At 61.3% G+C, this 13069-nt stretch carries 7 protein-coding genes; 4 read left to right on the forward strand and 3 right to left on the reverse strand.

From position 1 onward, the window contains the following. The first annotated feature begins 2 nt into the window (after window positions 1-2). From D3878_RS04470 to ccrA, 3 genes are read left to right on the forward strand one after another with little or no spacing between them, the layout of a single operon-like run. Window positions 3-7289 carry a type I polyketide synthase gene (locus tag D3878_RS04470; protein WP_158592173.1) on the forward strand — a complete coding sequence of 2429 codons (7287 nt, stop codon included), beginning with the start codon at window positions 3-5 and terminating at the stop codon, window positions 7287-7289. 21 nt (window positions 7290-7310) lie between these two features. Continuing rightward, window positions 7311-7466, forward strand: a complete 156-nt coding sequence (locus D3878_RS23680) for a hypothetical protein (RefSeq protein ID WP_158592174.1) — start codon at window positions 7311-7313, stop codon at window positions 7464-7466. A gap of 3 nt (window positions 7467-7469) precedes the next feature. After that, entirely contained in the window at window positions 7470-8783 is a 1314-nt protein-coding gene (gene ccrA / locus D3878_RS04475; RefSeq protein WP_119784388.1) for a crotonyl-CoA carboxylase/reductase, read from the forward strand. 183 nt (window positions 8784-8966) lie between these two features. On the opposite strand, the gene D3878_RS24225 is transcribed toward ccrA, so the two are convergent. Both D3878_RS24225 and D3878_RS24230 read right to left on the reverse strand, forming a co-directional pair. Further along, window positions 8967-9872, reverse strand: coding sequence for an alpha/beta hydrolase family protein (locus D3878_RS24225; protein WP_119784389.1), 906 nt, complete (start codon window positions 9870-9872; stop codon window positions 8967-8969). A gap of 14 nt (window positions 9873-9886) precedes the next feature. Further along, window positions 9887-10285, reverse strand: a complete 399-nt coding sequence (locus tag D3878_RS24230) for an alpha/beta hydrolase family protein (RefSeq protein WP_147383880.1) — start codon at window positions 10283-10285, stop codon at window positions 9887-9889. A 353-nt stretch (window positions 10286-10638) separates the two neighbouring features. Between D3878_RS24230 and D3878_RS04490 the strand changes: the two genes are divergently transcribed. Beyond that, window positions 10639-11844, forward strand: coding sequence for a glycosyltransferase (locus tag D3878_RS04490; protein ID WP_199688080.1), 1206 nt, complete (start codon window positions 10639-10641; stop codon window positions 11842-11844). A gap of 84 nt (window positions 11845-11928) precedes the next feature. On the opposite strand, the gene D3878_RS04495 is transcribed toward D3878_RS04490, so the two are convergent. After that, entirely contained in the window at window positions 11929-12942 is a 1014-nt protein-coding gene (locus tag D3878_RS04495) for a sterol desaturase family protein (RefSeq protein WP_158592175.1), read from the reverse strand. Window positions 12943-13069: the final 127 nt, after the last annotated feature.

The following is a 13069-nucleotide window of genomic DNA, read 5'->3' on the forward strand; positions in this document are numbered from 1 at the left end:
TAATGAACAATAACGACGCCTACGACGAAGACAACGCGAATGACGGATATGACGATGTCAACAACGACATCGCCATCATCGGCATGGCCGGACGCTTTCCCCAGGCCGACAATATCGACCAGTTCTGGACCAACCTGGTCAGCTCGACCGATTGCATTACCCGCTTTTCGCGGGAAGAGCTGGAGCGCATGGGCGTGTCGCAGGCGGCGCTGGACGATCCCAACTTCGTCCCGGCGGCCGGCTATATCCCCGACCAGGACAAGTTCGACGCCCATTTTTTCGAGATGAATCCGCGCGAAGCGGCCAACCTCGACCCGCAGCACCGCTTCGCGCTGGAAGTGGCGTGGCAGACGCTGGAGCACGCCGGTTATACGCCGGAATCGGTGAATGGCAGCGTCGGTGTGTTCGCCGGCGTCAACATGAGTACCTATTTCATCTTCAACCTGCTCAAAGGCGACGAGTCGACCTCGGCCGGCGACGCCCTGGATACCCAGATCAGCGTCGACAAGGACATGTTCGCCTCGCGCATTTCCTACAAGCTGAACCTCAACGGCCCCAGCATTGCACTGGGCACGGCCTGCTCGACTTCGCTGGTGTGCATCCACCTGGCGTGCCAGAGCCTGCTGAACGGCGAATCGAAGATGGCGCTGGCGGGCGGCTCGCACCTGGCTACTCCCAACTGTACCGGCCACATTTATCACCAGGGTGGCTACAGCTCGCCCGACGGCTACTGCCGCGCCTTCGACGCCAGGGGCAAGGGCACCGTCGGCGGCGCCGGCACCTGCTTCGTACTGCTCAAGCGCCTGGACGATGCGCTGGCCGACAATGACACCATCTATGCCGTGATCAAGGGCTCGGCGGTCAACAACGACGGCTCCGAAAAGATCGGCTACACCGCTCCCAGCATCGTCGGCCAGACCAATATCATCGCCGAAGCGCAGGCGGTCGCCGGGGTGGAGCCGGACAGCATCCGATTCATCGAGGCGCACGGCACCGCCACCGAACTGGGCGACCCGATCGAATTCACCGCGCTCACGCGCGCGTTCCGGCTGCAGACCGAGCGCAAGAATTTCTGCGGCATCGGCTCGGTCAAGAGCAATATCGGCCACCTCGGCGTGGCCGCAGGCGCCGCCAGCGTGGTCAAGGCTGCGCTGGCGCTCAAATACAAGGTGATCCCGGAAAGCCTGAATTTTGAAACGCCCAATCCAAAACTGGATATCGGCAACAGTCCCTTCTATGTGATCGACAAGCTCGAACGCATCGAGGCTGGCGAGTATCCCGCCAGGGCAGGGGTCAGCTCGCTCGGTATCGGCGGCACCAATGCCCATATCGTGCTGGAGGAACCGCCCGCAACGGCATCCTCGGACAGCCGCAACTGGCAACTGCTGGTGCTGTCGGCCAAGACACCATCGGCGCTCGACAGCATGACGGAAAACCTCGCCGGGTGGATGCAGAACGCCGCTGGAGAAAAACTGGCCGATGCCGCCTATACGCTGCAGGTGGGCCGCAAAGCCTTTGCTTTCCGCCGCGCCTTCGTGCTGCAGGATGACAAGCAGCCGCGGTCTCTCAAGCATTTGGCTGCCAGCATCGCGCCGGCCAAAGGATTGACCGGCCGCGCCACGGAAAAGACGAAGAAGGTGGTGTTCATGTTCCCCGGCGGCGGCACCCAGCACGTCGACATGGCGCGCGGCCTGTACGGGCAGGAGCCGGCATTTCGCGCCAGCCTGGACGAATGCGCCGCGCTGTTCCGCCGCAAGATGGGGCTGGACCTGGCCGGCCTGATCTACCCGGATGCCGCCCGCGCCGAGGAAAACGCCGTCATCCTGCAAAAGCCGAAGAATTTCTTTGCGGCGCTGTTCGCCGTTGAATACAGCCTGGCGAAGCTATGGATGTCGTGGGGCGTGCAGCCGGCTGCCCTGATCGGCCACAGCCTGGGCGAATATACCGCGGCCTGCATCGCCGGCGTGTTCAGCCTGGAAGACGCGGTGAGCCTGATCTGCTGCCGCGGCGCACTGTTCGAGAAGATTGAAAAGGGCGGCATGCTGAGCGTCACGCTGCCCGCCGAAGAAGTGCAACAACTGCTGATCGAGGGCGTCTCGATCGCCACCATCAACGACCCCGGCCGCTGCACGGTGGCCGGCCGCAATGAACCGATCCAGGCATTCGAGCGGATACTGGAAGCGCGCCAGATCGAATACAGGAAGCTGCTGATCGACACCGCCGGCCATTCGCCGATGGTCGATCCGATCCTGCAGGAATTCGGCCAGTTCCTCGCCACCATCAAGTTCGGCAGGCCGGTCATCCCCTTCATTTCCAACATGTCCGGCGACTGGGCCGATCCGGCCGAAATCGCCACTGCGACCTACTGGAAAAACCATCTGCGCCAGACCGTGCGCTTTTCGGACGGCGTCGCCACGCTGCTGAAGGACGACAGCACCGTGTTCCTTGAAGTCGGCCCCGGCAACGCCCTGTGCAGCTTCGTGCGCAGCCAGTTGCCGCCGGATGCGCAAAACGTCCTGCTCAACAGCCTGCGCCACGTGAAGGAAGAGAATGACGACCAGTGCCACTTGCTGGAAACCATGGGCAAGCTGTGGCTGGCGGGCGTCACGCCCGACTGGAAAGCGTTCCAGGCGGCAGAGCAAAGGAAGCGCATCGCCTTGCCGGGCTATGCCTTCGAGCGCAAGCGCTACTGGGTGGAAAATCGCAAGAACACGGCGCAGGCCGGCGCCAAACTTCCGGTGGCCGACTGGTTCTGGCAACCGGCCTGGCGCCTGCAGGAGCTCCCGGCGGATTCATTTGAGCGCAGCGAGCACAGCGCCGCGCAGACGGTGCTGGCCTTCATCGACGAACTCGGCGTGGGCGCGGCGGTGGTGGAGCGCTTGCGCCAGCAAGGCGTGCGTGTGCTGACGGTGGCGCAAGGTGCGGACTTTGCGCAAGCCGGTGAAGATGTCTATCGCATCGGCCCGGCCAATGGCAACGACTACCGCAGCCTGCTGCAGCACCTGCAAAGCCGCCAACTCATACCGGATGCCGTGCTGCATTGCTGGAGCCTGGGGAAGGTGCCGAATCTGGAGGAGGTGGCGGATGCCGGCCGCCAGACCGTCGATGCGCAACTGAGTTTCATTTTCCTGGCGCAGGCGCTCGAATCCTGCCAAATGACCGATGCGCTGGGCATTCTCGCCGTCACAGGCAATCGCGAAGCAGTGCTTGCCGGCGACCAGGTCGATTGCATGCAGGCGCTGGTGACCGGGCCTGCCCGGGTCATCCCCTACGAATTCCCGCAGATTTGCTTCGCCACGCTGGATATCCACGCGAGCGGCGCTGCCACGGTAACTGTGGATCTTGCGGACGCCATCGCTGCCGAATTGCAGCGCGTTGCGGAACCGGCGCAGCCGGCGCAACAACAGGCGCAACGGCAGGGCAGTGACGCGATCGCCTTGCGTAACGGCTTGCGTTTCGTCCGCGATTTCGTGCCGCTGGCAACCAGCAAGCCGGAGGTGGCAGATTTGCCGATCCGCCAGGATGGCGTCTATGTCGTCACCGGCGGACTGGGCGGTGTCGGCATGGCGCATGCGCAGGCGCTGGCGCTGGCAGTACCCCAGGCGCGCCTGGCACTGCTGCAGCGCACCTCTTTTCCGGCCGAGCAGGAGTGGGGCACCATCCTCGCAGATGCGGGGCGCGATGCGGCGCTGAAGGAACAGATCAGGGGCATCCAGGCGCTGCAAGCCGCCGGTGCGCAAGTGCTGCTGCTGCAGGCGGATGTCACCGACGCTGCACAGGTCGCTGCCGTCCTGGCCCAGGTGCGGGCAACATATGGCGCGATCCACGGCCTGGTGCATTGCGCCGGCTACGGCGAATTCGTGCCGGTGCGGGAAACTTCCCGCGAAGTCATCGATGCCGTGCTGGCGCCTAAAGTGCGCGGCACCATGAATCTGCTGGCGGCGCTGGACGGCGACGATCTGGAACTGGTGTTGCTGTGCTCGTCGATGTCGGTCGCCACCACCGGCTACGGCCTGGCCGGCTATGTCAGCGCCTGTGCCTACCTGGATGCACTGGCGCAGTCGCACCGGTCGCAACGACGCACTGGTATGGGCAGCCGTCCAGCCACGCGCTTCCTGTCGATCAATTGGGATGTATGGAGCACGCCGCTGCAGACGGCGCGCGCGCAAAGCGATGCCGCCCTGCTGCAGCGCCTGCAGGATAACAAGACCGCGATCCTGCCGCGCGAAGGGGTGGAAGTCATTCATCGCGCGCTGGCTTGCGTCCAGCCGCAAGCGATCATCTCGACGGTCGATTTCCTGCAATTGCAGCGCAAGAATCGCCAGCTGGCCGAAGCGGCACCGCTGGACGACGCCACCGGTGCCGCACAGGAAGGCGCGGCGGCGGACAGCATGGCCCTGTACGAACGTCCCAGCCTGTCGACCGAATACGTCGCGCCATCGAGCGTCGAGGAAAAATTGCTGGCATCGATCTGGCAGGAGACACTTGGCATCGGCAAGATCGGCGTCAATGACAATTTCTTCGAGCTCGGTGGCGAATCGCTGCTGGGCGTGAAGATCGTCGTCAAGGCCAAGAAAATGGGCTTGCTGATCGATCCCAAGCAGATGTTCGCCACACCCACCATCGCCCAGATTGCGCAATCGCTGAACAAGTCGTCCGCAGTCGTGGTCGAGCAGGCGCAAGTCAAAGGCGATGCGCGCTGCACCCCGGTGCAGCGGCAATTCCTGGAATCCACCTGGGCCGATGCCAATCACTGGAATGTCGGTCTGCTGCTCGATGCCGGTCGTCCGCTCGAACCGGCGCAATGGCAGGCGATCGCCGCCGTGCTGATCGGCCATCACGATGTCCTGCGTTCGCACTTCGCGCGCAGCGATGCTGGCGGCACTGACACCCCGGACGGGCAGGGCGCCTGGCGGCAGGTTTACGCGCCGCTGCAGATCGAGCGGCACGCTGACTATGTCGATCTTTCATCCGGCGCGCCCGATGCGCTGGATGCCGCCATCCAGGACCATTGCGCGCAGTTGCAGTCACAATTGCGCGTTGACGGCGGCCCGGTCTGCAAACTGGCCTGCTTCAAGACCCTGCAAGGCGGCGCCAGGCTGGCGATCATTGCCCATCATCTGGTGATGGATGCGCTGTCGCTGGCAGTCGTCATCGAAGACTTGACCAGCCTGGTCGCGGCCGACGTTGCCAGTGCCGACATGGCAAGTCTCCTGCCTCCCAGGACTTCCTCCTACAAGGCGTTCGCCGAAACGCTGGGCGCGCTGGTCAACTCGGATGCATTGGCCGACGATATCGCCTACTGGCGCCAGGCCGCCGGCCTTGCCGATGCCGTGCCGACGCAGTTGACGGCGCAGTTGCCGGCACAGCTGCCAGCCGACATGCCGCAGGGCGCCAACCTGGAGCGCGATGCACAAACCCTGCTTGCCAGCCTCAGCCCCGAGCTGACGCAGGCACTGCAGGATGCCGCGCGCAGCAGCGGCGTCAGGTTCAATGAACTGCTGGTCGCCGCGCTGGGCAAGACGCTGGCCGACTGGCAGGGTGGCAACCAGGTCTTCATGGACGTGGTCGGTCATGGCCGTCCCGATATCGAAGACCTCGACCTGAGCCGCACGGTCGGCTGGTTCGGCAGCGGCGCCCCCTTGCCATTGCGCCTGGGCGCGGAGGCATTGCCGTCGCAACTGCTGGCGATCAAGGCGCAAATCGATGCCGTGCCGCGCCAGGGCCTCAGCCTGGGCTGGCTGGCGCATCTGCATGCCAGCGATGAGCTGCGCGCGGCGCTGGCGCGCCTGCCGGCGGCTGCAGTATCGCTGAATTATCTCGGCCAGATCGCGCATCTCGGTGCCGGTGTGAGCGGCGCACGACAGGGCACACAGCAGGGCGCAATCGATGGCCTGCGCGGCCCGGACAATCAGCGCAGCTACCAGCATGAGATCACCGCGTTCATCCAGGATGGCCGCCTCGCGCTGCACTGGACCTATAGCGGCCAGCGCCACCTGCAGGCCGGCATCCAGCGCCTGCTCGATGGCATGCGCGAACACCTGCAACAACTGGCGCATGCCGACTGGGACAAGCTGCGCGCCACGCATCAGCGCCGCGGCCTGTCCGAGGCCGTGCTGGCCAGGCATGGCATCGACCCCGCGGAGGTGGCGGACTGTTACAGCCTGACGGCGTTGCAGTCCGAAATCTACCAGCGCTATCGTACCGGCAACCGCAGCAATGTCACCCAGGCCCTGTCGGTGATGGAAGGGCCGCTCGACCGCCAATTGTTGCAGACGGTCTGGCAGGCGCTGGTGGCGCGCCACACGGTCTTGCGCACCCGCTTCATTGAAGATGAAGGCGGGGTTCCGGTGCAACTGGTTTGCCGCCAGGCCGATTTCGCCGTGACCGCGCTGGACTATTCGCAACTTGACCAGGCATCGCAACAGCATGCGCTGCAGGCGCTGATGGTGGTGGATCGGCAGCGGCCCTACGACCTGGCCCAGGCGCCGGCATTGCGCCTGTACCACGTCACCCTGGCACCGCAGGCGGGGCGCTTCGCGATCCTGCTGTCGAACCACCAGATCATCCTCGACGGCTGGACTTCCAGCCTGCTGAGCAAGGATTTGCTGGCGTGTCTGCTCGCCCTGGCTACCGGCGCAGAAATGCCGGCGCTGCCGGAGCACAGCGATTTTAGCCGCTATGTCGGCTGGCTTGCTTGCCGGCCGGTCGCATCGGATGAGGCGCACTGGCGCAGCGTCTTCAAAGGCTACCGGCATGCCGACCCGCTGCAAGGGCTGATGGCGCCGACGCCGCTGATTGCTGCCGGCGAGGATGCCTATGGCGCGCAGCAGCTGACGATCGATGCCGCCTTGCTGGAACGCATACAGGACGCCGCACGCGCCAGCAAAACCACCGGCAATGCGGTTTTCCAGGCGGCCTGGGCCTTGTCGCTGGCGCAATTGAGCCAAGGCCGCGACATCGTTTATGGCGTCACCGTATCCGGACGCAGCGCCGACTATGAAGGCATTGCGGAGGTCGTCGGTCAGTGCACCAATTCACTGCCGGTGCGCATTCCGCTGGCGGCCGCAGCCAATGTCACGCAGCTGCTGCAAGCCGTGCATGAAGCCAATGCCAATGCGCAGGCGCATCCGGGTCTGCCGCTGGCCCGCATCACCGCACTGCTGGACGAAGACAGGCCGCCATGTCTGTACTCAAGTAACTTCATCTTCGAGAACATCCCGCGCGCGGCGTCGGGCGAAGCGGCCATGCCGATCCGCGCGATTGCTGCCGACTGGGTCGACGGCTAGCATTTCCCGCTACGCGTATTCGTGGTGCCGGAAGAACAGACCTGGGTGCGTTTCGCCTTTGACCGCCGGCAGTTCGCCAGCGAGGATATTGCCATGCTGGCCAACCGTTACCAGCGCAACCTGGCGAGCCTGGTCGAGCGTCTGGATCAGCCACTTGCAGCATTACTGGGGGAATAGACTATGTCAGCCATACTCAAGAATATCAACGGCCCGGCAGGTCGCCCGGATATCTACGGCTTGCAGGAATATGGTGCCCCAGGCATCGTGCCGTACAGGATGCATGCCTGGGTGATCGAAAAAGACCGTTTTGGTGAACCTTTGCAGGCGCTGGTAGAACGCCAGGTGCCGGTGCCCGAAGTGGGCGACAATGAGGTGCTGGTGCGGGTAATGGCGGTGGGCGTCAATTACAACACCGTCTGGGCCGGCCTTGGACAGCCGATCAGCGTCTTCAATCTGCATGACAAGGATTACCACGTGCCGGGCTCGGACGCCTCCGGCATCGTCTGGCAGGTCGGCAAGAACGTCAAGAACTGCGCGGTAGGCGACGAAGTCATCGTCACCTGCTTCAAGCAATGCCTGGAGCATGGCAACGGCAGCCTGAACAATCCGAACTTCAGCTCGTTCGACCCGATGAGCAGCCAGAACCACGCCATCATGGGGTATGAAACGCCGGACGGCAGCTATGCCCAGTTCGTTTCGGCGCAGGCGCAGCAAATCCTGCCCAAGCCAAAACATCTGACCTGGGAAGATGCCGCGTCCTACATTCTCACCTATTTCACTGCCTACCGCATGCTGATCACCCAGGCTGAAATCAAGCCGGGCGAACTGGTGCTGGTGTGGGGCGGGGCAGGGGGGCTCGGCACCTATGCAATCCAGTTGTGCCGTGAAATCGGCGCCGAGCCGATTGCGGTCGTGTCCAGCGATGAAAAGGGCAAGTTCTGCATGAAGCTGGGGGCGATCGGCTATATCAACCGCACCGAATTCGCGGGCTATGAAGTTACCGACACCGAATTCAACCATTACGAAACCGCCGCCAATAACGCTCGCCGCAACCAGATGATGAAGGCCATGGGCAAGCGCATCTGGGAGATTTGCGGCCAGAAGCGCTCGCCCGACGTGGTTTTCGAACATGCCGGCCGCGAGACTTTCGCCACTTCCGTGTTCCTGGCGGCGCGCTTCGGCCGTATCGTCATCTGCGGCGCCACCACCGGCTACGAGCTGAGCTTCGATGTGCGCCACCTGTGGATGCATCAGAAACGCATCCTCGGCTCGCATTACGCCAATTTCCTCGACTGCCGGCAGGCCAATACCTTGATCACCAAACGCAAGGTGGACGTGATCAACAGCCGCACCTATGCCTACCACGAGTTGCCGCAGGCGCACCACGACCTGTACAACAACAAGATCATCGGCAATGCCAGCGTGCTGATCATGCCGGGCGACGTCGCCGGGATGAAGACGCGGGAGGAAATCGCGGCACGGTTTTCCGGCTGAACGCAAGCGTGTATCGGGGTGGAAAGAAAGTAAAGGGGAAAAAGAAATCCGCCAGCCGGCGGTTTTTTTATGCACTGAATATTTATGCCCGGAGCATTCACAGTCCGGCGACTGGTGGAAATAAAAAACCCCCGATTGCGGACAACCGGGGGCGATTTCCAGCTTGCAACATTGCTTCAGCGCTTAGTTGCAGGTGCCGATCGCGTAGGAGTAGGTGCCGGTTTTCTTCAGCGTGGTGCTGGTGAACGTGTTCACGAAGCCCATGTACTCGTTCGAACCAACCACTCGTGCAACACCCCAGAAGCTGTAGGCGCGGCCAGCCAGCACGTGTGCGTAGTTGCTCGCCGTGTAGCAGATTGCGGTCGGTGTTGGTGTCGGTGTTGGTGTCGGTGTTGGTGTTGGTGTCGGTGTCGGTGTTGGCGTTGGCGTTGGCGTCGGTGCAGGAGCCGGCGCCTCGGTCGTGGTTGTGGTGGTCGTCGTGGTTGTGGTGGTCGTCGTCGTCGTTGCGTTCGGATCGCGCTCTACACGCAGGTTGTTCTCAAAGAAGAACTTGGTCACGTAGGCCGGGTAATTGACGTGCGTGTAATCCACCCAGTAACCGCCGCCGCTGCCGCCCGCACCTGCTGGCCATGCGTGCGCCATGTCGGTTGCTTCAATATAAGACACACGAGGCCGATCCTGGTTATCTTTCCAGATCTTGCCAACGCTCTTGACTTCCGTAAAGCTGTCGCCGCCGAAGGTGGCGCCGTAAGCGATCTTCATGCCGTCACGATTGGCCCAGGAATGGGTGGGGTCGACTGTCGTGTCCTTGGAGCCGTTGACGACCGAAGTCAGTTGCGACAGCAGCGCTGTGCTGTTGGGGCCGGCGTAGGCCTTGCAGTCATTAGCGATTTGCTGCGGCGTGCGGGCTGCCTTGGAGCCGACGCCGGCGTTGGCAGCGGTGTTCAGCGCGGGACCGGTGTTGATGCCCATGCCGGAGAAAACGTCGGGGGCAACGCAACCCAGCGTGACGACAACGCCACCGCCAGAGGACAAACCAGTCACATAGATCTGTTTCGGATCGATATCCAGGCCAGGGCGTGTCTTCACCGCATCGATCAGTTTCAGGAGAATGGCTTCATCGCGGGTCGTGCGGCTGGGTTGGCGCCGAACCAGTCCCAGCAGCCGGAATAGGAACGCGTGGAAGTCGTGCCGGACGGAACAGTCGGGGCAATCACGACCATACCGTATTTTTCAGCGGTATCTTCCCAGTTGTATTTTTTGTTGATGACATTGCCCGATGCGGTCATGGCGCAGCCATGCAAGGTCAGCATCAGTGCGCGGCCCTGGCCGATCGTGGCTGGCGCGGCATTTTTCGGTACGTACGTGTATGCGTCCTGCAAGCCAAACAGCGTGGTCTCCTTGACCCATGTGCCGCTACCTGGGGTCAGCGCAAATGCGGAAGCCGATACACCGGCCAACAGCAGCGCTGCCAGGGTTTTTAATGTCATATTAGAACGCATTGGTCGTTTCCTTGTTTATTTAAGGGAAGTGAAATTTAATGTTATTTAAATAATAAATATCAGATATGCATGACGGAGTGATAATAAAACATGTTTGAATTATATTTTTACCAACATGGTAGTTTTACCGTATCGGTTTGACTGGCAATTCGGCCAGTTGGGGGAACCAATTGTTGGGAGCCATTGCGGTGGTACTGTTTGTGGATTGTCATCGCTATAGAAGCGCCCATGCCTACAATGAGTCGAACTTCAAGCACAAGGCCCATTCAAAGCTGGATATCCTCCCGCTCCCGGAGCAGCACCGGGCGATTCATGGCATTTGTTGTCAAGTAAGTTTGTCTGAAATGGACGGCATGAGAGACGATTGCATTGTTCTCACGAGATTTGCGCGGGATCAGCCAGGCTTCCTGGATTTTTCCTATCGAATCAAGGCCTTGGCGAAGGCTTACCGCGTCACGGTCGTCAGTTCGGAACCGCTCACTGAGCCGGAGTTGCTGGCTGATGGTGTCGAATACCTGGTCTTGCCACATGATTCGGGGCGAAAGGGTTGGTTCAAGTACATGCTGGCCTGCGCTCGCCTGGTACGTATGCGCCGGCCAGCCTGTGTCGTGTTGCTGCATTCGCTCCTTGCCCCTGTTGTCTGGCTGACCGGGCGCATCCCGACTGCGCTTTATTGGAACGAGCACCCGAGCCGTTTCACCGCCGCGCCGCCGTCGCATCCTCTATTCAAGCGCATGGCACGCAAGCTGGCTTTGCGCTGGCTATTCTTCGAAGCAGCACGCCGGGCCTCGCTGGTGATGCCGATCGGCGAGGCGCATCAGCAGGATTTGCTGGCCAAGGGCTGCGATCCGCAGCGGGTCAAGCTTATTTATATGGGTGTCGACAAGACTTTCATGAAAAGTGGCCCGCATCAGTCAGCCCAGCCACAGTTGCCGCTGCGCCTGATTTATGTTGGTACTGTCAGCAAGGCACGCGGGCGCGACCTGATGCTGGAAGCGATCAAGCTGGCCAATCGTGAACAGCCGATTGCCCATTTGACCCTGGTCGGCGCCGACGAGGAGGAGATCGGACATTGCCGGCGTTATGCTGGCCGACTCGGCATTTCAAATGCAGTAGAGGTTTGCGGCCGCGTTGCCGGGGCCGAAATTCCAGTGATACTGAAGGGCGCGGATGCGGGTTTGTGCCTGTGGGAAGACCAGCCCTGGTGGCGCTTCAATCCGCCGACCAAGCTGTTTGAATACCTGGTGGCAGGATTGCCCGTGCTTGCCAGTGACATACGGACCCACACCCAATACGTATCCCACGGCAATAACGGTCTGATTTTCAAATACGACAGCTTCAGCTTGGGCAAAGCCATTCATCAACTGGCGAAACGGCGCCATGAATTGCCTGGATTGAAAAGCCGGGCCCGTGAAAGCGGCAGGCAATATCTGTGGGACAGAATCGAGCCGGTGTTTCTGCAGGCGATCAAGTCTTTGCATGTCGCCCGCCAGGGCGGTCATTCCTCCTTTGAAGATCCCATGCATTTGCACGACCAGACGTCGAGCGAAATTCGATAGCACTTAAAATCTCCCGCGGATATATCCGTTTGGAAAATTCCACCCGAAATTCCCGCTGCCAAATCCCACCGCCAAATCCGATTGTCAGTTTCCCCCCCGGCCGATGGAACCGCGGCGACCCAGCTTATCCTTCAATGCCGTACCCAGGTTGATCAACAAGTCGGAAAAGTCCCGCAGATGGATTTTCCAGTAGGGCAGGGTGTCATAGTGCGGTGCGCCGCTGACGCCCACCGCCAGCTCGCCATGGGCTGGCGCATAAGTGCCAAACAGCCTGTCCCACAGCGGCAGGGTGCCGGAAAAATTCATGTTCATGTGCTCGGCTGCGCTGGAATGATGCAGCTTGTGGTAAAGCGGATCGATCCAGAGATGGCGGCCGATCCAGCCATAGCTGATGCCCTGGTCGGTGTGGTTCATGAAACCCTGGAACAGGATCAGGGCCAGATAGGTCGCCACGAATTCAAGCGGAGCGCCGAGCAAGCTCAGCGGCAGGGTGAAAAACAGCGGTGTCAGCAAGGTTTCGGTGAAATGCTTGCGCGTTTCAGTCAAGGCGTTGTAGTCGGTGGCGGAATGATGGAAGCGATGAATCGGCCACAGGATGCGGCTATGCCAGAGGCGATGTTCCCAATAGTTGAAGAAAGTGGCGACGAACACAAATGCCAGCACCGCCAGCGCGTAGCCGGCATGACGTTCAAGCAGTGCAAACAAGCTGAAATTGCGCGGCATGCTGTTCTTGATGAGGCGGTCAAGCAGGATCGGGATGCCGAACGTAAATGCCATGTTCAGAATGGCATGCACTCTGTGCATGTGGCTCAGGATGAAACTGTAGAGGTCGATGCGTCGCGATTTTTGCCACTTGAATAACCTGGCGCAGAACAGGCGTTTTTCAGGTGCAAGGCTGAGTTCGACCAGCAGCGCCAGCATCAGCGGCAGGAACTTGAGGAAGGCTTTTGCCATGACGAGCAATAAGCCGGCCATGCTGATATCGACAGCGGTATCCTGGACATGTGATTTCAGGGACGGAAGGCCAAGCAACAGCAGCATGGCGCTGCCGGCAAAAACCGCAAAATTGCGACAATGTGTGGCGGTGGTGGCGTGCATGCGGTTCCATGTCAGTACGGAAGCGGGAAGGTTCCCGTGGCAATGACAAGATTGCATCATGACGCAGCACTGCATGATGATCAGACGCAAGCTGAAGTTGGCAGCAAATGCTCATGATCGTGATGCG

This window comes from Noviherbaspirillum sedimenti, from assembly GCF_003590835.1.
In the GTDB taxonomy this organism is placed as follows: Bacteria; Pseudomonadota; Gammaproteobacteria; order Burkholderiales; family Burkholderiaceae_D; genus Paucimonas; species Paucimonas sedimenti.

What these genes read in the sequence shown, in the direction of transcription:
- D3878_RS04470 (WP_158592173.1), top strand. Translation starts at nt 3, where the DNA reads ATGAACAATAACGACGCCTACGACGAAGACAACGCGAATGACGGATAT.
- ccrA (WP_119784388.1), top strand. Translation starts at nt 7,470, where the DNA reads ATGTCAGCCATACTCAAGAATATCAACGGCCCGGCAGGTCGCCCGGAT.
- D3878_RS24230 (WP_147383880.1), bottom strand. Translation starts at nt 10,285, where the DNA reads ATGCGTTCTAATATGACATTAAAAACCCTGGCAGCGCTGCTGTTGGCC.
- D3878_RS04490 (WP_199688080.1), top strand. Translation starts at nt 10,639, where the DNA reads ATGAGAGACGATTGCATTGTTCTCACGAGATTTGCGCGGGATCAGCCA.
- D3878_RS04495 (WP_158592175.1), bottom strand. Translation starts at nt 12,942, where the DNA reads ATGCACGCCACCACCGCCACACATTGTCGCAATTTTGCGGTTTTTGCC.